This is a genomic window from Salinicola rhizosphaerae, assembly GCF_014652715.1.
Lineage (GTDB): Bacteria > Pseudomonadota > Gammaproteobacteria > Pseudomonadales > Halomonadaceae > Salinicola > Salinicola rhizosphaerae.
In genome coordinates this window covers 106,325-128,151 of sequence record NZ_BMZI01000007.1, presented here as the reverse complement: position 1 = coordinate 128,151, position 21,827 = coordinate 106,325, and the positions used below count along the sequence as shown (strand labels likewise).

Annotated in this window: 17 protein-coding genes; 16 read left to right on the top strand and 1 reads right to left on the bottom strand. The window is 62.5% G+C overall.

Features of this window, described 5'->3' with window-relative positions:
• Nucleotides 1-68: 68 nt before the first annotated feature.
• The gene (locus IE125_RS15665; protein ID WP_229809161.1) at nt 69-2,042 is read right to left on the bottom strand and encodes a transglycosylase SLT domain-containing protein; all 1,974 of its coding nucleotides are present in this window, start codon (nt 2,040-2,042) and stop codon (nt 69-71) included.
• A 206-nt stretch (nt 2,043-2,248) separates the two neighbouring features.
• Between IE125_RS15665 and IE125_RS15660 the strand changes: the two genes are divergently transcribed.
• The 16 genes from IE125_RS15660 (at nt 2,249) to IE125_RS15585 (ending at nt 21,793) form a co-directional block, all read left to right on the top strand.
• Nucleotides 2,249-2,584, top strand: a complete 336-nt coding sequence (locus IE125_RS15660; RefSeq protein WP_189445615.1) for a YkvA family protein — start codon at nt 2,249-2,251, stop codon at nt 2,582-2,584.
• A 110-nt stretch (nt 2,585-2,694) separates the two neighbouring features.
• The gene (htpG, locus tag IE125_RS15655) at nt 2,695-4,593 is read left to right on the top strand and encodes a molecular chaperone HtpG (RefSeq protein WP_189445614.1); all 1,899 of its coding nucleotides are present in this window, start codon (nt 2,695-2,697) and stop codon (nt 4,591-4,593) included.
• Nucleotides 4,594-4,744: 151 nt separating this feature from the next.
• On the top strand, nt 4,745-5,629 hold the full coding sequence (locus tag IE125_RS15650) for a glucosaminidase domain-containing protein (RefSeq protein WP_189445613.1): 885 nt from the start codon (nt 4,745-4,747) through the stop codon (nt 5,627-5,629).
• A 179-nt stretch (nt 5,630-5,808) separates the two neighbouring features.
• Nucleotides 5,809-7,311 (top strand): protein adenylyltransferase SelO, encoded by a 1,503-nt coding sequence (locus IE125_RS15645; RefSeq protein WP_189445612.1) that lies wholly within the window; start codon nt 5,809-5,811, stop codon nt 7,309-7,311.
• A 442-nt stretch (nt 7,312-7,753) separates the two neighbouring features.
• The gene (locus IE125_RS15640) at nt 7,754-9,325 is read left to right on the top strand and encodes a Re/Si-specific NAD(P)(+) transhydrogenase subunit alpha (RefSeq protein WP_189445611.1); all 1,572 of its coding nucleotides are present in this window, start codon (nt 7,754-7,756) and stop codon (nt 9,323-9,325) included.
• A 16-nt stretch (nt 9,326-9,341) separates the two neighbouring features.
• Nucleotides 9,342-10,784, top strand: a complete 1,443-nt coding sequence (locus IE125_RS15635; RefSeq protein WP_189445610.1) for an NAD(P)(+) transhydrogenase (Re/Si-specific) subunit beta — start codon at nt 9,342-9,344, stop codon at nt 10,782-10,784.
• Nucleotides 10,785-10,900: 116 nt separating this feature from the next.
• A complete protein-coding gene (locus IE125_RS15630) occupies nt 10,901-11,980 on the top strand; it encodes an NAD(P)H-dependent glycerol-3-phosphate dehydrogenase (RefSeq protein ID WP_229809160.1) in 1,080 nt (359 codons plus the stop codon).
• Nucleotides 11,980-12,450, top strand: coding sequence for a phosphohistidine phosphatase SixA (sixA, locus tag IE125_RS15625; protein ID WP_189445608.1), 471 nt, complete (start codon nt 11,980-11,982; stop codon nt 12,448-12,450). Before IE125_RS15630 ends, sixA begins: the two co-directional genes overlap by 1 nt.
• Before the next feature lie 9 nt (nt 12,451-12,459).
• Nucleotides 12,460-13,500 carry a LacI family DNA-binding transcriptional regulator gene (locus tag IE125_RS15620; protein WP_229809159.1) on the top strand — a complete coding sequence of 347 codons (1,041 nt, stop codon included), beginning with the start codon at nt 12,460-12,462 and terminating at the stop codon, nt 13,498-13,500.
• Between the two features lie 291 nt (nt 13,501-13,791).
• Entirely contained in the window at nt 13,792-14,922 is a 1,131-nt protein-coding gene (locus IE125_RS15615) for an L-talarate/galactarate dehydratase (RefSeq protein WP_189445607.1), read from the top strand.
• Between the two features lie 169 nt (nt 14,923-15,091).
• Complete coding sequence (locus tag IE125_RS15610) at nt 15,092-16,417, top strand: enolase C-terminal domain-like protein (RefSeq protein WP_189445606.1); 1,326 nt, start codon at nt 15,092-15,094, stop codon at nt 16,415-16,417.
• Between the two features lie 529 nt (nt 16,418-16,946).
• Complete coding sequence (locus IE125_RS15605; RefSeq protein ID WP_189445809.1) at nt 16,947-17,933, top strand: TRAP transporter substrate-binding protein; 987 nt, start codon at nt 16,947-16,949, stop codon at nt 17,931-17,933.
• A 190-nt stretch (nt 17,934-18,123) separates the two neighbouring features.
• Nucleotides 18,124-18,648 carry a TRAP transporter small permease gene (locus IE125_RS15600; RefSeq protein WP_229809158.1) on the top strand — a complete coding sequence of 175 codons (525 nt, stop codon included), beginning with the start codon at nt 18,124-18,126 and terminating at the stop codon, nt 18,646-18,648.
• A 3-nt stretch (nt 18,649-18,651) separates the two neighbouring features.
• A complete protein-coding gene (locus tag IE125_RS15595) occupies nt 18,652-19,944 on the top strand; it encodes a TRAP transporter large permease (RefSeq protein ID WP_189445604.1) in 1,293 nt (430 codons plus the stop codon).
• A gap of 60 nt (nt 19,945-20,004) precedes the next feature.
• Complete coding sequence (locus tag IE125_RS15590; RefSeq protein WP_189445603.1) at nt 20,005-20,805, top strand: NAD-dependent epimerase/dehydratase family protein; 801 nt, start codon at nt 20,005-20,007, stop codon at nt 20,803-20,805.
• 187 nt (nt 20,806-20,992) lie between these two features.
• Nucleotides 20,993-21,793, top strand: coding sequence for a FadR/GntR family transcriptional regulator (locus tag IE125_RS15585; protein WP_229809157.1), 801 nt, complete (start codon nt 20,993-20,995; stop codon nt 21,791-21,793).
• Nucleotides 21,794-21,827 lie beyond the last annotated feature (34 nt).

The window sequence follows — 21,827 nt, the reverse complement described above, 5'->3', positions numbered from 1 at the left end:
GGTGCGTTGTCGTTTCGACGCTTGGGCTGGGCCGACGGTCGCTCGCCGGCAACCGGCGCGGGCCAGGGTCAGTTTCGCGCGATCAGCGTCGGGTCGTACTGGCCTTCCCGCTCCGACGGGCTCAGCATCGCGACACCTTGAGTGTTGCCCTGCTTGGCCAGGCTTTCGAAGATGACGCGATAGGCCAGCACCGCCTGCACGTAGTCGCGGGTCTCCCGGAACGGGATGCTTTCCACGAAGCGATCGAACTCGGGCGGGGCGCTCGTCAACCAGCGGTCCACGCGCTGAGGGCCGGCATTGTAGGCTGCCGTTGCCGCGATGCGATTGCCGCGATAGCGCTCCAGCATCGAATGGATGTAGGTGCTGCCCAGGCGAATATTGACCTGCGGTTCGAACAGCGCAGCGGTCGAAGGCGCGCTGATGCCGAGGCCGCTGGCAACGTGGTCGGCGGTGCCCGGCATCAGCTGCATCAGTCCGCGTGCGCCGACCGGCGATATGGCGCGCGGGTTGAAGGCGCTCTCGCGACGCGCGATGCCCATCAGCAGATACGGGTCGACCTGGTTGGTCTCGCCCCACTTCAGAAACGATGCCCGATAGGCCGGCGGAAAGCGCCACGGCAGGGCGTCCCACTGCTTGGCGGCGATCGTGGTCTGAATCGCCATGCCATACCAGCCCTGACGAATCGCGTAGTCGGCGAGTGCCGCGGCCTGGTCCGGCGTGTCTCGCGCCGCAGCGGTATACCACTCGCTGCGTGCCAGCCCGTCCTCGCCGATGCGCATCAGCGCCTCGGTCCGTTGCACGACTGGCAGCATCGCCGTCAGCTCCTGCTGAAGCGGCGTGACGTCGGTTTTGGCCATCTGCAGTTGGTAGGGCTGCCCCAGGCGGTCGGCGGCGGCGAAGCCGAAGAAGCTTCGGTCCTTGGCGGCCAGCTGGTAGGCCTGCCGAGCCTGCGTTTGATTACCGGTCTGCTCGCTGGCGCGACCCAGCCAGTACTGCCAGTGCGCCTCGGCGCGAACGTCGGGCGGCAGGGCCTGCACCCATCGCTCCACGTTCGGCCAGTTGCCGGCCGTGACGGCATGACGGATGCGCAGCTCGATCAGGTCGGCATCGGCCAGGCGCGGCAGGTTGGAATCGACCCAGCCCTGATTGTTGTCGACATCACGGACCATCGAGTAGAAGGCGAGGTCGTGCTCGACCTTCTGACGCTGGTCGGCGTCCAGGTCGACATGGGCGCCGATCTTGCGCCACGCTTCGAGCGACGCTTCCGTATCGGCGCGCGTGAGTCCGTGCATGGCGGCCGTGATCAGTGCCGCGCTCGCCGCGCCGTCGGGCCCGAGATCGAGCGGCACCTGTGTCACGGCGGCATAGTTGCCGCGCACGGTGTCGAAGCTGTCGATCGCGCGCTGCCAGCTGTCATCCAGGCCGCGCTCGAGATAGGTCACCAGACCGCTCTGGCCGTTTTCCCAGGCCAGCATCATGCGCTCCCAGGTATCCTCGTCGGTGAGGACGCCGCGCGCCGCGAGTGTTTCGAACAGCGTATTGCACTCGCTGGGCTGAGAACTGCCGACGTGCCACAGTGCCTCGCCACCCTTGGCCGCGGCAGCCGGGTTCCGGTCCAGCATGGCGGTGTAGTAGTAGCACTGCCGGATGGTGCTGGAGGGTTCGCCGTCGCTGATCGCCAGCAGGTCGTCGAAGCGGCCCAGGCGACCGAACGTCGTCTGCGCGACGCCGCGCATCCAGTCGGCGAGCGGCGAGTCGCCGTAGCGCGTGATGAAGTCATTGACCTCGGCCGCGCTGGCGCTCGGCAGGCGCGACTTGAGACGATGATATTCGACGTAGCCGGCGAGCACGTGGTTTTGCACCGCCGACTGGTCGATATCGTCCCAACGCCGATCTCTCGCGGCATCCAGCGCCTGCTTCATGGCCAGGTCGTTTTCCGTCATCACCGTCGACGCGGTCTGCGCCGACGCACAAACACTCCAGCCGACCAGGGCAGCCAGACACCAGTTCAAGCAGCGTCGGCGGATGAAAAATGCAGGCATTGGCACGCTATCTCGTCCTCTCGTCTCGATCTCGTGATGACGGTGCCCGTCATCGCTCGGCAGTGGCGTCATGGTGGCCGATGCCGAAGGTTTTGAGTAGGGGCAGCAGATCTGGATCATTGAATCCTAACCGCTTCGTGACCATTTAACGATGACGTCGTCGCGCCGCCAAGGCGAAACCGGACGGCATCACGAGGAGGTTGAGCATGGCACCATGGCATTGGTTGGCGCGGTTCTCGCGTCTCAAGCAGCGCGGCGGCGCCCTGGCGCGGATCGCCCGCGCCTTCCGCGTTTTCGGACCGATGTGTCTCGACGTAGTGAAAGGCCGATATCGTCCGGTCCCCTGGGCCGCATTCGGCTGGATGGCACTGGCAGTCGTCTACCTGGTGTCGCCGCTGGACCTCATTCCGGACTTCATCGCCGTGCTGGGCCTGGCGGACGACGTGGTCATCGTCGGCTGGCTGCTGACGCGGGTCGACCGCTCGTTGGCAGACTACCGACGCTGGCGGGGCTGGGAAGAGGACGGGGCGCCGACCGACTGAGTTTTTTCACGGGCTGCCCGCCCCGGTTTGAAATCGGCGGGTGCAACCCCATATTCGATTTCCGTTGATATCTATTCGTTACCCACGGCTTTAGTGACAGAGGCTCGTCCATGACCACTGCGACTCAGGAAGAAACACTCGGCTTTCAGACCGAGGTCAAGCAACTGCTACACCTGATGATTCATTCTCTCTACTCCAATCGAGAGATATTTCTTCGCGAGCTGATCTCCAATGCCGCCGACGCCTGTGACAAGCTGCGTTACGAGGCGCTCGACAATGACGCGCTCTACGCCGGCGATGCGGAGCTGCGTATCGAGATCGAGCATGACGCCGAAGCGGGCACCGTCACCGTTCGCGACAACGGCATCGGCATGAGCCGCGACGAAGTGATCAAGAATCTGGGTACCATCGCCAAGAGCGGCACGGCGGACTTCCTGAAGCAGCTCTCCGGCGAGAAGCAGAAGGACGCCAAGCTGATCGGCCAGTTCGGCGTTGGCTTCTATTCCGGCTTCATCGTCGCCGACGAGATGATCGTGCGCACGCGCCGCGCGGATAGCGACCAGGGCGTCGAGTGGCGTTCGAAGGGCGAGGGTGAGTTTACCATCGCCGATATCGATCGGCCGGCACGGGGTACCGAAATCGTGCTGCAGCTCAAGGAAGATGCGCAGGAGTTCGCCGATGATTTCCGGCTCAAGAACCTGGTGCGCAAGTACTCCGACCACATCGACGTCCCGGTGCGCATGCCCAAGGTCGAGAAAGCCCAGGATGAAGAGGGCAACGATATCGAAGGCAGCGAAACCGTGGGCTGGGAGACGGTGAACGAGGCGACCGCGCTGTGGGTCAGACCGAAGGCCGAGATCGAAGACGACGAGTACAAGGCCTTCTACAAGCACATCGCCCATGATTTCAGCGATCCGCTCACCTGGAGCCACAACAAGGTCGAGGGCAAGCTCGAATACACCAGCCTGCTTTACGTGCCGGAACGGGCGCCGTTCGATCTTTACCAGCGTGATGGCGTGCGCGGTCTGAAGCTCTACGTGCAGCGCGTCTTCATCATGGACGACGCCGAAGCGTTCCTGCCGCTCTACCTGCGTTTCGTCAAGGGCGTGCTCGACTCCAAGGATCTGCCGCTCAACGTCTCTCGCGAACTGCTGCAGAAGTCGCCGCAGGTCGACTCGATGAAGTCGGCGCTGACCAAGCGCGCGCTGGATATGCTCAAGAAGCTCGCCAAGGATGCCGAGGCCTACCAGACGTTCTGGAATACCTTCGGCGACGTGCTCAAGGAAGGACCGGCGGAAGACTATGCCAACCGCGACAAGATCGCCGGGCTGCTGCGCTTCTCCACGACTCACACCGACAGCACCACGCAGGACCAGTCGCTGGCGGATTACGTCGAGCGGATGAAGGAAGGGCAGCAGAAGATCTATTACATCGTCGCCGACAGCTTCAATGCGGCGCGCCACAGCCCGCACCTCGAGATCTTCCGCAAGAAGGGTATCGAGGTCCTGCTGCTGAGCGATCGTATCGATGAGTGGCTGATGAGCCATCTCACCGAATTCGACGGCAAGGCAATGGCGGATATCGCCAAGGGCGATCTCGATCTCGATGGCATGGCCGACGAGGAAGAGAAGAAGGCGCAGGAAGAGACCGCGAAGGCGAAGGAGGATCTGGTCAAGCGTGTCAAGGAAGCGCTCGGCGACGACGTCCAGGAAGTACGTGTCACCCATCGTCTCACCGACTCTCCGGCCTGTGTGGTACTGCCGGAGCACGAAATGGGCTTCCAGATGCGTCGTCTGATGGAGGCTGCCGGTCAGGCTGTGCCGGAGGTCAAGCCGATCCTCGAACTCAATCCGGAGCATGCTCTGGTTGCGCGCCTGGAAGGCACGGACGGCGGCCATTTCGGCGATCTGGCGCGGATTCTGCTCGATCAGGCGGTCATCGCCGAAGGTGGCCATCTCGATGATCCGGCGGCTTACGTCAAACGTCTCAACGCGCTGCTAAGTGCTTGAATGCACTGACGTGAGCGCCAAGTGCCTCAACGACGGCCGGCTGATTCAGCCGGCCGTCATCATTTTTATCATGCCTTTCTTGCACGTTTTTTCCTCAACTTTGCAGCCTTTTGTTGTTAACCTGCCGCCTTCCTGTCAACGAGGGAGCGTTATGTCGCCTTCCTTATTCTCCAAGATTCAGCCCGGTCAACGACCGCTGACCGTCAGATCCCGGCGCCACCGATGCGTTCGGGCACTGGCAGTGGCAGCCGGTTTCAGCCTGGTCCTGGGCAGCGCGTCTTTCCCGATATTGGTTCAAGCCGAACCGATATCCGAAACGGCACCAACCCTTGACGGCGATGTCCATCCGCCGGCACTCGACCCGGTGACCGAGCTGCCCGATCTTCGTGAAGTGGCCGCCGGGCCGGAACGAAAGACGGCGTTTCTCGAAATGCTGGTGCCGCTGGTTCAGGCCGAGAACGCCCGCATCCAGAGCGATCGCAACTGGCTGTTCGGCATCAAGACCCGCATCAACCCGCTACGCGCCGACGAGAAGTCACGCCTGGCCTCGCTTTGCGAGGATTACGCTGTTCCATGTGACGGCGGTTCCGTCAGCGACGAGCTGATGGCGCGCGTCAATACCGTGCCGCTGGAGATGGTCGTGATCCAGGCCGTCGAGGAGTCGGGCTGGGGCACGTCGCGGATTGCCCGCGAGAGCAACAATCTCTTCGGCATGCGTTGCTTCAGCAGCGGCTGCGGCATCGGCCAGCAGGGCACGTCTCGTCGATTCCAGACCTTCGACAGCGTGCGTGATGGTGTTGCTGCCTACCTGCACAATCTCAATACGCATCGTGCCTATGCTCAGCTGCGTCACCAGCGCTCCGCGCTCGCCATGCGCGGCAAGACGATCACGGCCGAAACGCTGATCGACACGCTGCACAATTATTCGACGTCGCCTGGCTATCAGCGTCAGCTCCTGTCGCTTCTGCAGACCAATGGTGATCTGATCCGCAGCCACGGCGGCGACGAGGAGTGGCTCGCTGGCAGTCCCGCCTGATCGGGCCGCATGACGCTGGTATCCCGGCGCGCAGCTGTCGCAGGGAGTCGATGGGCTTAAACGCTGAATGGGCAAGTGCAGTACTTTTCAGACATAGCCTAAGTCGTGGCCTGGCTGACTTCCTGATCAACAAGAGTGCGTTACACTGGGAGACTTCGAACCCCAGCGAGGAGCGCGCCATGAGACCCGATGCCACGCTCGAACCACCGACACCCGATGATGCCGTCGACGGCGCTTCACTCAGCGGCCTCGTCTTCGACAACGTCTGGTCCCGATTCCCCGCCGATTTCTTCACCCGCGTCGCGCCCACGCCGCGGAGGGGAACGCGGCTCCTTGACGTCAGCCCGCTGGCAGCAAGACGCCTAGGGCTCGATGCCGAGACGCTCGACGCAAAAACGCTGACAGGGGTCATGAGCGGCGAGCGCCTGCTGCCGGGTATGGATCCGCTGGCGCAGAAGTATACGGGGCATCAGTTCGGCACCTACAATCCGGCTCTGGGCGATGGCCGGGGATTGCTGCTTGGCGAGGCGGTGACGCCTCAGGGGCCGGTGGACCTGCATCTGAAGGGGGCGGGGCAGACGCCATATTCGCGCTTCGGCGACGGTCAGGCGGTGCTGCGCTCTTCCCTTCGCGAGTATCTGGCCGGCGAGGCCATGGCGGGTCTGCGGATTCCGACCACGCTGGCGCTGGCGGTTGCCGTCAACGATGAGCGGGTCATGCGCGAACGCGTCGAGCCCGGTGCCACGCTGTTGCGTCTGGCCGAGAGTCACGTGCGCTTCGGTCATTTCGAGTGGCTCTATCAACAGCAGCGAGTCGAGGATCTCGAGCGCTTGATGCACCACGTCATCGATCGCCATCGCCCCGATCTGGCTCAGACCGAAGCGCCGCTGGAGGCGCTGTATCAGGACGTGGTGACACGGACCGCCGAACTGATCGCCCGCTGGCAGGCTTACGGTTTCGTTCACGCCGTGATGAACACCGATAACATGTCGATTCTCGGCCTGACGCTGGATTACGGCCCCTACGCCTTCATGGATCGCTTCGATTCCAGGCTTACCCCCAATCACACCGATACCACCGGGCGCTATGCCTTCGATCAGCAGCCTGGTGTGGCCCTGTGGAACCTCACCGTACTGGGGCAATCGCTGACGCCGCTGATCGGCGTCGAGCGGCTGCGGGAGATTCTGGATACCTACGAGCCGACACTGCAGGCAGCCTACGCAATTCTGATGCGTGCCCGTCTCGGGCTCGAGTCCGAACAGGAAGACGACGGCGAACTGATCGATGACTGGCTGACACTGATGGAGCGCGCCAGCGCTGACTTCCATCGCAGCTTCCGAGCCTTGAGCGAGACCGACATTCAGGGCGGTTTGTCATTGGAAGCGGAGATCCCGGATGCGGCGCTTGGTGACTGGCTGGCGCGCTACCGCGAACGCCTGTCACGTGAGAGCCGGGGCGAAGCCGAGCGGTTGGCCGCCATGCGCCGCGTCAACCCGGTCTATGTGCTGCGAACGCATCTGGCCCAGCAGGTGATCGAGGCGGCAGAGGATGGCGATGCCGGACCGCTGCGGACGTTTCGTGAGCTGCTCTCCTCACCGTTCGAACGGCGAGATGGCATGGACGCGTGGGCCGAGGCGCCAGCGGCCAGCGCGCCGCCGGTCTGTCTCTCCTGCTCTTCCTGACCGTTTTGGGCTCGCTTCGCTCATCTAGGGGCGAGTCGTCCCGAAAAGTGTCCGATAAGGCATCGGTTATGGTCATGATAAGCCATCGTCGATGTCCAATATTTTTATTATATAACAAATGCTTACCACGCTTTTAGAGCATAAGCTTTGCATTATGCCAACCATAAAATATTGACCGGGTTGGTTTTTCGACCAACGTCTTGATCCCGCCTGCCGCTTTCCGGAACACTGCCTTCACCCACCGCATTGATTTGCGCCATTGAAAACGCCGCCTGCCCCGAGAACCTGCCGATGGCAACTGTCGCCGGCATCAGGCTCGGCTTGGCCACTGCCGGGCTTGGCCCGGAGGTGAGCGTGCAGAGAAGGAGTTTCCACGCATGACCGACCGACTGTCGTCATCCGGCCGAACAGCACGTTCTGCCGCTGCCAGCGAGGTGTCTCGATGAAGATCGGTGCGCCGAAGGAGCTGGCGAAGGGCGAGGCGCGGGTCGCGCTGACGCCGGAAAGCGCCCAGCAGATCCAGAAACTGGGACACGAGTGCCTGATCGAAAGCGGTGCCGGGCTCGGTGCCGGGTTCAGTGACGCGGCCTACCGCGATGTCGGGGTCGACGTGGTCGACAGCGCCGCGGCACTCTGGCAAAACGCCGATACCGTGATCAAGGTGCGCGAGCCGGCGGATGCGGAGATCGGGCACCTGCGGGAAGGGCAGACGTTGATCAGCTTCTTCTGGCCGGCCCAGAACGAGGAGCGACTGGAGCGCTGCCGTCAGCAGGGCGCGACGGTGATCGCCATGGATATGGTGCCGCGCATCTCGCGCGCCCAGAAGATGGACGCGCTCTCCAGCACCGCCAACATTGCCGGCTATCGTGCCGTGATCGAAGCCGGCAATCAGTTCGGCCGCTTCTTCACCGGCCAGGTGACGGCGGCGGGCAAGGTGCCCCCGGCCAAAGTGCTGATCGTCGGCGCCGGCGTCGCCGGTCTGGCGGCGATCGGCACGGCCACCAGCCTGGGAGCGGTGGTGCGCGCCTTCGACGTGCGTCCGGAGGTCGCCGAGCAGATCGAATCGATGGGCGCGGAATTTCTGTTTCTCGACTTCGAGGAGAGCCAGGACGGTGCCGGTAGCGGCGGTTACGCGGCGCCTTCCAGTCCTGAATTCCGCGAGAAGCAGCTGGCGCTGTTCCGGGAGCAGGCGCCGGAAGTCGATATCGTCATCACCACGGCGCTGATCCCCGGGCGCCCGGCACCCAAGCTGTGGTTCGAGGACATGGTCGCGCTGATGAAGCCGGGCTCGGTCATCGTCGATCTCGCCGCCGAGAAGGGCGGCAACTGCGATCTTACCGTGCCGGATGAGCGTATCGTCAGCGATAACGGCGTCATCGTGGTCGGCTACACCGATTTCCCTTCGCGCATGGCGACCCAGGCCTCGCTGCTCTACGCCACCAACATTCGCCACATGCTGACCGATCTGACGCCGGAGAAGGATGGTGTCATCGTCCATGACATGGAGGACGACGTGATCCGTGGCGCCACGGCAACGCATGCAGGCGAAATCACGTTCCCGCCACCGCCGCCGAAGGTGAAGGCGATCGGGGCGAGCCAGCCCAAGGCGAAGCCGAAAGAGCCGACGCCGGAGGAGAAGCGTGCCGCCGAGCATGCCGCTTTCGTCAAGCAGACACGCACGCAGGTCGGCATGCTCGTCGCCGGTGGCGTGGTGATGTGGCTCTTGGGCTTGGTGGCACCGGCCTCGTTCATGCAGCACTTCATCGTTTTCGCGCTCTCCTGTTTCGTCGGTTTTCAGGTGATCTGGAACGTCAGTCACTCGCTGCATACACCGCTGATGGCGGTGACGAATGCCATCTCCGGCATCGTTATCCTTGGCGCCGTGCTGCAGATCGGTTCAGGCAGCTGGATCGTCGGGCTGCTGGCCGGCCTCTCGGTGTTGATCGCCTCGATCAACATCGTCGGCGGCTTCCTCGTGACGCGCCGCATGCTTGCCATGTTCCAGAAATCCTGATCCGCGGAGAGAAATGATGTTGTCACAGGAATTCGTTTCCGCCGCGGCGATCGCGGCGAGTGTACTGTTCATCCTGTCGCTCGGCGGCCTGAGCAACCAGGAAAAGGCCAAGCGCGCCGTCTGGTATGGCATCGTCGGCATGGCGGTCGCCATACTGTCGACGGCGCTTGGCCCGCGCATCGGCGGCTTCGGCTGGCTGATCCCGATGGCGCTGATCGGCGCGGCCGTCGGCGTCTGGCTGGCGCGTAAGGTCGAGATGACCGAAATGCCGCAGCTGGTGGCGGCGCTACACAGCTTCGTCGGTCTGGCCGCGGTCTTCATCGGCTGGAATGCCGACATGGAGCGCACCCGCGTTGCCGCGATCAAGGCGACTGGTGTCTCGTTCGATGGGCTCTCCGCATTCGCGACGACGCTGGCCCACAAGACCCCGGCAGAACTCACGTTTCTGCAGGTAGAGGTCGTGCTCGGCCTCTTCATCGGCGCGGTAACGTTCACCGGTTCGGTCGTCGCTTTCGGCAAGCTGGCCGGCAAGATCGGTGGCAAGCCGCACAAGCTGGCCGGGGGACACTGGCTCAACGGCGGGGCGGCGCTGCTGGCGTTGATTCTTGCCATTGCCTATTTCAACGGCGCCGGTTTCTGGACCCTGTTCTTGATTGCGGCACTGGCGTTCTTCATCGGCTGGCATCTGATCATGGGCATCGGCGGTGCCGATATGCCGGTCGTCGTCTCGATGCTCAACAGTTATTCGGGCTGGGCGGCGGCGGCGATCGGCTTCACGCTCTCCAATGATCTGCTGATCGTCACCGGAGCGCTGGTCGGCTCCTCGGGCGCGATCCTCTCCTACATCATGTGCAAGGCGATGAATCGCAACTTTGTCAGCGTGATTCTAGGAGGCTTTGGCACCACGCAGAGCGAGGCGGCCGAGATCGAGGGCGAACAGGTCGCGATCGATACCGGCGGCGTGGCCAGCGCGTTGAACGACGCCGAAAACGTCATCATCGTGCCGGGCTACGGCATGGCGGTCGCGCAGGCGCAGAACGCGGTCAGCGATCTCGTGCGCAAGCTGCGCTCGGCGGGCAAGAACGTGCGCTTCGGCATTCACCCCGTCGCTGGCCGACTGCCGGGGCACATGAACGTGCTGCTGGCGGAAGCGCGAGTGCCTTACGATATCGTCATGGAGATGGACGAGATCAACGACGATTTCGCCGAGACAGACGTGGTCATCGTCATCGGCTCCAACGACATCGTCAACCCGGCGGCGCAGGAAGATCCGGGCAGCCCGATTGCCGGTATGCCGGTCCTCAAGGTGTGGGAGGCCAAGCAGGTCTTCGTCTGCAAACGAGGCCAGGGCACCGGCTATTCCGGTATCGAGAACCCGCTGTTCTTCAAGGAGAACACGCGCATGCTCTACGGCGACGCGCGGGCCAGTATCGATGCGCTGGTGCCGATGATCGACTGAGCGCCGGCGCTTGGGCCGGTTCTCCGATCGCCCCGTGATTTCGCCCCGCGACTGACGCCAGTTGCGGGGCGTTTTTCGTTACACTGTGGTCATCGCTCATCGTCAATGGAACGACAATGTCAGAGAAAGCCGGGTCAGACGAATGTATGCAGGTCGCCGTTCTGGGTGGCGGCAGTTTCGGTACCGCGATCGCCAGTATCGCCGCGGACAACGGCGCCGAGGTTCGCCAGTGGCTGCGCGACGAGACACTGGTCGAACAGATCAATCAAGAGCATCGCAACGGGCGCTACCTGCCCGACTATCCGATCAACGGGAACGTCGTCGCCTCGACCGATCTCGCATGGACCGTGGCCGAGGCCGCGGTGGTGTTCATTGCCATTCCTTCCAAGGCGTTCCGCGCCGTCCTGCGTCAGGCTCGCGAGCACCTGAAGCCGGAGCAGATACTGGTAACCACGACGAAGGGTATCCAGGCCGATGGCTTCAAGCTGATGAGCCAGCTGATCGAGGAGGAGACCGGCTCGCCGCATATCGGCGTGCTCTCAGGTCCCAACCTGGCGGCGGAAATCGCGCAGAAACAGCTCACCGCCACGGTGATCGCGAGTGACGATCCGGTCACGCGCGCCTACGTTCAGGCGGCGCTCGGCTGCAGCTACTTCCGCGTTTACGCCGGCAATGATCGCTACGGCGCGGAGCTCGGCGGCTCGCTGAAGAATATCTACGCCATCGCCTCGGGCATGGCGGCCGCGCTCGGTATGGGCGAGAACACCAAGGCGATGCTGATGACGCGCGCGCTGGCCGAAATGAGCCGATTCGCCGTCGCCCTTGGTGCCAATCCGATGACTTTTCTCGGGCTCTCCGGCGTCGGCGATTTGATCGTGACCTGCTCCTCGAAGCTGTCACGCAACTATCGGGTCGGTTTCGCGCTGGGCGAGGGGCACGATCTGGAGGGCGCGATCGAGGCACTTGGGCAGGTGGCCGAGGGCGTCAACACGGTCAAGCTGGTCTGCGAGAAGGCCCGTGCCGAAGATATCTACATGCCGCTGGCGCAAGGGCTCTATCACGTCATGTTCGACGGCGTGCCGGCGCGGGACATGGCGAAATCGCTGATGGAGAGCGAGCAGAGCAGTGACGTGGAATTCATGCTCTCTCGCGAGGCGGTGTCGCTCGCGCATCATCTGGCGCCGGACGCCGAATGATGGGCTATCTCGCTATCGTGAGGCATGGCGAGGCCGCCATGGGGCACCCGGACGCCGAGCGCCGACTGACGCGTCGGGGAGAAGTCGAGGCAGCGAGCGCCGGCGCATGGCTGGCGGCGTGCCCCGAACTGGCCAAGGCGCAGCTATGGTCTAGCCCGTTCGCGCGGGCCCGGCAAACCGCTAGTGCAGTGAGCCAGGCGACCGGGCTGGAGTGCGAGACCGTCGACGGCGTGACACCGGACGACGATGTCGATTCACTGATCGAACGCCTGACCGGACACGCGCCCTCGACGCCGTTGATCATCGTCAGCCATATGCCGCTGGTCGGCCTGCTCGCTGGGCGCTTGATCGAAGGCCCTGCCAGTCACGGTGTCGCGTTTCCCACCGCAGGCATCGCCTTGCTCGAGGGTGATGTCTGGGCGGCGGGCTGCGCCAGGTTGGCGGCGTTCATTGCACCGCCGCATCAGTGAACGACGACCGTGTCCGACGACGATTTCTCCCCGCCCGCTCTTCGCTCCTCTCGCTCGACCGGTAGCGCGCGGCTCACGGATGTGGCGCGGGTAGCGGGTGTGGCGCCGATGACGGTGTCGCGCGCGCTCAACCGTCCGGAGCTGGTCAGCGAGGCGACGCGCCTGAAGGTCCAGCGGGCCGTGCTGGAAACCGGCTACGTGCCCAACCGGGTCGCGGGGGCGCTCGCCTCGAGCCGCAGTCGCCTGGTGGCACTGCTGGTACCGACCGTGGCTCACTCGCTGTTCGCCGAGGTGACACAGACGATCATGGCGGCACTGGCGCCACAGGGCTATCAGGTCATGCTGGGGCTGGTCGGCTACACCCCCGAGCAGGAGGAGAAAATTCTCGAGACCGTGCTCAGTCGACGGCCGGACGGTATCGTCCTCACCGGCTGTCGGCACTCCGAGCTGGCGCGCCGCCGGCTACTGGCCGCGGAGGTGCCGCTGGTCGAGATATGGGATATGACCGACGAACCGTTGGATATGCTTGTCGGGTTTTCTCACGAAGCGGTAGGGGAGGCTGTGGGACGACATCTCGTGGAGCTCGGACGCCGACGGATCGGCGTGATTTCCGCGGATGATTCGCGGGCCCGCCGTCGGGTCGCGGGGCTAGCCGCCGTGTTGCATGCCACGCCTGACGCGAGCATGACGGTACGTGAAGTCGGCACGCCCTCCAGCATGCCGTGGGGACGTGAAAAGAGTGCCGAGTTGCTGGATAACGAAGCGGTGGATGCCATCGTCTGCAGCTCCGATATTCTTGCCATGGGGGTACTGGCCGAAGCACAGAGTCGCGGCGTCGACGTTCCTGGCGCGCTCGCGATCATGGGTTTCGGTGACAGTAGCTATGCGAAGGCGACATTTCCTGCGCTCAGCACGGTGCGAATCGACGGTGCCACCCTGGGACGACGAGCCGCCGAGCATCTTCTCGCGCGTATGGCGCAACCTCACTTCCAACGCGTCGAGCAGACGCTCGACCTCGGTTTCGAGATCGTCGATCGCGGCACGACCTGAACGCTGAAATTCGTCTTTCGAGTTTTAAGACAAGGGGTTCGAACCTCCCGACCGACAGATATTCTGACTCTCGCATCTCGCATCTCGCATCTCGCATCTCGCATCTCGTAGCTCGCGTCTCGTAGTGCTTTGGTCGTAAACGGCCGGGTTTCGCTTTGTCATACAAATGCGCTGCGCTACTATCGCTTTCGAACCGAGGCGTCTCCTTTCCGCAATGATAGCGCAATCATTCGAGCCTCAGCGGGAAGCCGGCGTCGCTCTTTTCGTCAGACACTGTAGCGAGGTAGGCCGATGAACAACGATGCGATCAGCTGGATCCGCTTTTCCCACGTGCTGTTGCCCTTGGCAACGCCGATCAGCGACGCCAAGGTGCTCACCGGTCGCCAGAAGCCGATGACAGAGGTCTCGTTCCTGTTCACCGAGATCGAGACGAAAGATGGCCACACCGGACTGGGTTTCAGCTATTCGAAGCGCGCCGGTGGATACGGTCAGTTTGCGCACGCCAAGGAGATCGCGCCGGCGATCATCGGGGAAGATCCCAGTGATACCGGCAAGCTGTGGCAAAAACTCGTGTGGGCGGGCGCTTCGGTCGGGCGTAGCGGGCTGTCGACGCAGACGATCGCTGCGGTGGACGTCGGGCTGTGGGATCTCAAGGCCAAGCGAGCCGGGCTGCCACTGGCCAAGTTGCTGGGCGCGCATCGCGATTCGGTGCAGTGCTACAACACCTCGGGCGGGTTTTTGCACACGCCGATCGAAGAGGTGAAGGAGAACGCGACCCGCTCGCTCGAGAACGGCATCAAGGGCATCAAGATCAAGGTCGGTCAGCCCGACATGAAGGTCGATCTGCAGCGCGTCGAAGCCGTCCGCAAGCACCTGGGCGATGACGTGCCGCTGATGATCGACGCCAATCAACAGTGGGATCGCGCTACCGCCCTGCGCTTCGGTCGCGCGATGGAGCCGTACAACCTGGTCTGGATCGAGGAGCCGCTGGATGCTTATGACGTCGAAGGGCACGCGGCGCTGGCCAGTGCGCTGGACACGCCCATCGCGACCGGCGAGATGCTGGCCAGCGTCGGCGAGCACCTGGAGCTGATCAAGCATCGCAGTGCCGACATCATTCAGCCGGATGCCCCGCGTGTCGGCGGCATCACGCCTTTTCTCAAGCTGGCGACGCTGGCCGATGCGGCAGGCCTGCAGCTGGCACCGCACTTTGCCATGGAGATCCACCTGCATCTGGCGGCGGCTTATCCCAGCGAGCCTTGGGTCGAGCATTTCGACTGGCTCGAGCCGCTGTTCAACGAAAGTCTCGAAACGCGCGACGGCCGCATGATGGTTCCCGATCGCCCCGGTCTCGGCTTCACGCTGACCGAGCAGGCCAGGCAGTGGACGGTGGATAGCGCGGAATTCGGCAAGCGCGGCTAGGCAACACTGAATCAATGGCTGCGCAGGTGAATCGCTGCGTTGCCCGGTGCGCGGACTCCTCACCTATACCCCATAGGCTCCGGGTCCTGTGCGCCGGGCGCCTTGCGCTTCATCTTGCTCGCCGATTCCTTCAGCGTTCCCGCAACGATCAAATACCGAGGAGTGCGACATGAGTTTTCCCAAAGTGACCAAGATGACCGTCATGCCGGTGGCGGGGTACGACAGCTTTCTGCTCAACCTCAGCGGCGGTCATGCGCCGTGGTTCATTCGCTGTCTATTGATACTCGAGGATGACGCCGGCAACCAGGGTGTCGGTGAGATCCCGACCAGCGACGGCATCATGAAAGGGCTCGAGCAGTGCCGGGACCTGATCGTCGGTGCGCCGGTCAATACGGTGAAGCAGGTTCTCAACGACTCCCGCCTGCTGCTGGCGAAAAACGGCCGTGAAGAGCGGGGCCGGCAGACGTTCGATCTGCGTGTCGCCGTCCATGTGGTGACGGCCATCGAATCCGCGCTGTTCGATCTCTACGGACAGGCGCTGGGGCAGCCGGTCGCGGATCTGCTGGGGCGTTTCGGCCGCCAGCGCGATGAAGTCGAGGCGCTGGGTTATCTGTTCCTGCTGGGCGACCCGGACAAGACGGACCTGCCATACCCGAAAGAGGCCCCCAAGGATGCCTGGGACGAGGTGCGCCGTCGCGAGGCGTTGACCCCGGAAGCCGTTGCCGAGCTGGCCAAGGCTGCCTATGAGCGCTACGGATTCAAGGATTTCAAGCTTAAGGGTGGTGTACTGCCCGGCGAACAGGAGGCGGACTGCATCCGTGCGCTGCACGAGGCCTTCCCGGAGGCGCGCTTGACGCTCGATCCCAACGGCGCGTGGAAGCTGGATGAGGCGGTTCGCATTCTCGAGCCGATCAAGGACATTCTCAGCTACGCCGAGGACCCCTGCGGGCAGGAAGAGAGCTGGTCGGGCCGCGAAGTGATGGCGGAGTTCAAGAAGCGGACTGGCTTGCCCACGGCCACCAACATGATCGCCACCGACTTCAAGCAGCTGCAGTATGCGGTTGCGCTCAATGCGGTCGATATTCCGCTTGCCGACTGCCATTTCTGGACCATGCAGGGCGCGGTGATGGTCGGTGAGCTGTGTGACGAATGGGGCATGACCTGGGGTTCACACTCCAATAACCATTTCGATGTCTCGCTGGCGATGATGACGCACGTGGCGGCGGCCTGCCCCGGCAATATCACGGCGATAGACACGCACTGGATCTGGCAGGACGGCCAGCGGCTGACAGAAGCGCCGTTCGAGATTCATGGCGGCAAACTGTCGGTTCCCAAAACGCCGGGGCTGGGCATCAAGCTGGATATGGCCCAGGTCGAGCAGGCCAACTCGCTCTACAAGACGCTGGATGTCCGGCAGCGAAACGATGCCATGGCGATGCAGTACTTGATCGATGGCTGGAGCTTCGATCCTAAACGCCCTGCGCTGGTTCGCTGAGATTGAGGCTGTCGGTCTGACGGACTCTTGGAGAGGTTAGGGTGCGGCTGCAGATTCGCTGGCAGCCGCGCCGGTGACTGCGGGTATCGCGTTTTTAACGGTAGTGAGCCCTGTTTCCCTGACCGCTAGGATGGCGGAACAGAGCTCTACCGACCCATTTTTGTCCCACGTTAGCCTGGCGGTTTTCATCCTGGTGAAGAGATATTGGCTAGATAGAGGGCGCTCGTCGCGATCTTTTGTCTAACGGTTTTTGTCGAATAAAGCCCATGTATTTTTCTTGCCATTCGAATATTTAATATATTCTATTGTTTTTTAAAGGTTTTTGAGAACCTTTAAATTCGAAATTTACGAATTTTATGATCGCCTTTGTTCGAAATATTGTTAAGTCAGACAAAGCGATTCCAAAGTCTAATATTGTCTGAAATATGATGTATGTCAGCCTGAATCCCGATAACGATAACCGCACTCGCTTGGCTGACATTGGCCTGACGGGCGCGCATTGAGGGAGTTCGACATGGCACCTATCACGATGAAAGCTTTGCCCGCTTGGTTGCCGGCCGTAGTGGCAGCAGGGAGCCTTCTTGCTGCGGCATTGCCCGCTCAAGCCGAAGACTGGCGAGGCTGGAACGTCCATCCGGATGGATATCCCAACTCGGTCGCGCTGAAAGATTTTGCCGACGAGGTCTCCGAGAAGACTGACGGTGAACTCAACCCCAAGGTCTACAACAATGCAGTGCTGGGTGATCAACCCGATGCGATCGAACAGACGCGCAGCGGCGCGCTGGATTTCGGAAACTTCAACATGGGGCCGATGGGCCCGATCGTGCCGGAAACGGATGTTCTTTCGTTGCCGTTTCTTTTTACCAGCGTCGATCAGATGTATCGCGTCATGGACGGCGATATCGGTCAGCGGTTTGCCGATGCGCTGGCCAAGAAGGATCTGATCGTTCTCTCCTGGTTCGGCTCCGGAGCACGCAGTTTCTACAACACGGATCATCCCATCGAGAAGCCTGACGATCTCAAGGGGCTGAAGCTGCGCGTGATGAATAACGATCTCTACGTCCAGATGGTCGATGCCCTTGGCGGTAATGCGACGCCGATGTCCTACGGCGAGGTATTCCAGTCACTCAAGACCGGGGTCATCGACGGTGCGGAGAACAATTTCCCCTCCTTTGATTCCAGCAATCACTATGAAGTCGCCAAGTATTTTTCGGAAACCGAACACCTGATCATTCCGGAGTGTCTGTGCGTGGCCGCATCGAGCTGGAATGCGCTTGACGAAGATACGCAGAAGATCGTGCGCACGGCGGCTGAAAATGCTGCGACCGAGCAGCGAAAATTATGGGCCGAAGGCGTCGAGAAAAGTCGCGAGGATGTCGAGGCAGCCGGCGTGAAGGTTAACGAGATTGACGATAAAGCGGCATTTCAGAAGCGCATGGAGCCGATTTATCAGGCGTTCATCGAGTCCCATCCGGACATGAAGTCTCTGATCGACGACATTCGCGCCACGCAGTAGTCGCCGGGGCGGGCTCCTCCTTCCGAGGATGCTCGCCTTTTTGCATGCCTCCGGGATGGGCCCGTACCCGGAAGCTCCGGTACCGAATGGTCTTGTCAGCGACGCCATGATGCGAGTCGTACATCGTCTGAAGCTTGGCTGCCGAGGAATCTGTCTGTCGAGGAATCTGTCTGTCGAGAGGGGAGTCGACTTGAATACGGATATCGAAGCGTCTCGTGAAGCGTTGCCGGCATTGCATGACCGATTGCTGGATGGCTTGGCGCGGCTCTGCCTGATCGTCGCGGGTGTGCTGCTGGTCTTTCTGATCCTGTCGTTCGGCTGGCTGGTTTTCGGCCGCTATGTACTCAACAACACGCCGACCTGGATCGAGCAGTCGTCACTGCTGATCGTGGTCTATATCACTTGCCTGGGCGCCGCAGCGGGTGTTCGTTTCCGTTCGCACCTGAGCATCGATTTTATCCGTGACGGCGCGCCCGCATTACCGCGGGCCATCATGCAGCTGGTCGCTGATGCGTTCGTTCTGCTGTTCGGTGCGTTCATGGCATGGCAGGGCGGGCTGATGGTGATGAACAATCTCGGTCGCCCGATCCCGATGCTTGGGCTCTCCGAGAGCTGGCGCGCGGCGCCGCTGGTGATCTGCGGGGTGCTGATGGTGCTGTTTACCCTGGCCGATGCACTGACGCGAATTCTGGTGCCGGCTCGAGAGGAGGAGTGACTCATGGGATTGGCGATTCTCTTCGGCGTGTTCGCTCTGGGCCTGGTGGTCGGGGCGCCGATCGCGTTTGCGGTCGGCCTGGCGTCGATCGTGACCTTTCTCTACGAGGGGCTGCCGCTCTTCGTCGGATTCCAGCGTATCGTATCCGGCATCTCGGTGTTTTCGCTGCTGGCGATTCCGTTTTTCATCTTTGCTGGTGAGCTGATGCTTCACGGCGGCATTTCCCGACGGCTGGTGCGCTTCGCCTCGGCGGCGGTGGGGCGGATGCGGGGTGGACTCGGTATGGTCAACGTCACATCGTCGATGCTGTTCGGCGGAATCTCGGGTTCGGCGGTTGCCGATACTTCGGCGCTGGGTTCGATCCTGATTCCCGTCATGAAGGAGAAGGGCTACGACACGGACTATGCGGTCAATGTCACGGTCACCTCGTCGATTGCCGGCGTGGTCATCCCGCCGAGTCACAACATGATTCTCTACGCCGTGGCGGCCGGCGGCGGGATTTCGGTCACGCAGCTTTTCGTCGCCGGTATCGTGCCCGGTGTGTTGATGTGTCTGGCGCTGGCGGTCGCGGCGTATCTGGTCGCGGTGAAACGCGGTTACGGCAGCGAGCCGTTTCCCGGCTGGCAGGCGTTGCTGGTGAGTTTCGTCGCGTCGCTGCCGGGTCTGCTGACGGCGGTCATCATCGTCGGCGGCGTGCTTTCGGGGATTCTCACGGTCACCGAGTCGGGGGCGTTCGGGGCCATCTACGCGATCGTCGTCACCGCGCTCGTCTATCGGGAGCTGCGCTGGGAGCCGTTCAAGAAGGCGGTTTATCAGGCCGTGAAGACGACGGCGCTAGTCATGATTCTGGTCGGCTGCGCGTCGGCATTCTCCTATCTGCTGGCGCTCTACAACGTGCCGGAGCTGCTGGTGAACGCGCTGACCTCGATCTCCGACAATCCGATCGTGGTGCTGTTGATGCTCAATCTGCTGCTGCTGGCACTCGGCATGATCATGGACATGGCGCCGCTGATCCTGATCTGTACGCCGATATTCCTGCCCGTGGCCCAGCAGTTCGGCATGGACCCGATCCAGTTCGGCATCCTGATGATGATGAACCTAGGAGTCGGGCTCTGCACGCCGCCGGTGGGCGGGTGCCTGTTCGTGGGCAGCGCGATCGGCGGCATCAAGATCGAGCAGACGGTAAAGACCATCTGGCCATTTTATCTGGCGCTGTTTGCCGTGCTGATGCTGGTGACTTATGTACCGGCGGTGTCGTTGGCGCTGCCCGCGTGGCTGCAGAGCGCCGGCGGTTGATCACGTCGGAGCCATCGATCTTCACATTCCGTCGGTTGGTACATTCAAGGAGGACTCGATATGTTGAATCGGTTGTTGGTGACCGGCGCCGCTGGCGGCGTCGGCCAGGCGATCCGCCCCTATCTATCTCGGCTAGCCCGAACGGTCAGGTTGTCCGATATCGTTGAGCTTGGCGATGCGGCGGATCACGAAGAGATCGTCAGCTGCGATCTCGCCGATGCCAAGGCGGTCGGGCGGCTGGTGGCCGATTGCGATGGCGTCGTTCACCTGGGCGGAATCTCGGTCGAGAAGCCCTGGGAGGGCATCCTCCAGGCCAATATCATCGGCGTCTACCATCTTTACGAAGCCGCGCGTCGGCACGCCAAGCCTCGTATCGTCTTTGCGAGCTCCAATCACACGATCGGCTTCTATCCGCGCACGCGCCAGCTCGATGGCGTCACGCCCCATCGGCCGGACTCGCTTTACGGCGTCTCCAAATGTTTCGGCGAGGATCTGGCCAGCCTCTACCACGACAAGTTCGGTATCGAGACCCTGAGCGTACGCATCGGCTCCTGCTTTCCCGAACCGAAAGATCGTCGCATGCTCGCGACCTGGCTGGCGGTGGAGGATTTCGTCGATCTGCTCTCCCGCGCTTTCGAGGCGCCGAAGCTCGGCCATACCGTCATCTACGGCGCTTCCGCCAACGCCGAGCAGTGGTGGGATAACCGCCACGCGGACTTCCTCGGTTGGCGGCCGACCCGGACGTCGGATGCCTGGCGCGCCAAGGTCGAAGCCAATGATCGGGACCTCGATCCGAATGACCCGGCGGTAATCTATCAGGGCGGGAAATTCGTCACGCTCGGCCACCCGGACGATCGATGAGCATGAGGCTGTCACGATCACGCGGGCTTCACCGAGAATGCTGTCCCGGCCCAGCGCCATCGACGGCGTGCCGGGTGGTCCCGAGAAGGCGCCGCCGGGTCGCCCTTGCTGGTATGCTGTTCGTCTAGTTGTCTGACATCCCCGGGGTGTCGTGAGCGGAACGTGACGCGTGAAAGAGGCTGCCACCATGACCACAAGTCCGGTGGTGGCTTCGAACAAGAATTTCGACAAGGTAGGCAATCCGATGGAACAGACCAAGCCCTGGACGGTAAAGCGAATTTCGACACAGGAGAGCCTGTCTCGTCAGATCGCGCAGCAGCTCGAGTCGCTGATCACGCAAGGGCGTATCGAGGTGGGCGACAAACTGCCCACGGAGAGCCAGCTCTGCGATATGTTCGGGGTCAGTCGAACGGCCGTGCGCGAGGCGATCGCACATCTCAAGTCGATGGGGCTGGTCGAGACGCGTCGGGGGATCGGCACTCGCGTACTGCGCGCCGCGCCCGAGCGTCCGTTCCCGGTGCGCCAGATCAGTGCCACGACGGTCGAGGACATTCTGCATATCCTCGAACTTCGCATGACGCTCGATTCACAGGCCGCCGCGCTTGCGGCCTCGCGTCGTGATCCGGACGACCTGGCTGCGATCAAGGCCGCCCATGCAGACTTCCTCGCGGCCTGTGACAGTGGAGGCCAGGCTCGCCACGAGGACTACGCCTTTCATCGTGCGATTGTCGCCGCGACTCACAACCCGTTCTTCGTGTCGCTGTATGATCAGCTCAACGAGGGCACCATCCCGCGCAACAAGCTGGTCGCGGGAGAGCTCGACGCCGCGGCGGTAACTTACTATCTTGAAAGGGTCGCCCGAGAGCATGCGGAAGTCCTGCAGGCGATCGTCTCGGCGAACGTGGATGCGGCCCGTGATGCGATGTATCGGCATCTCAAGCGTGCGTACGAGAATTACGCGACTTATCAGGGCCGCTCTGACACCTGAATCCGCCGCCGTACATGCCTTGAATCTCGAGGCA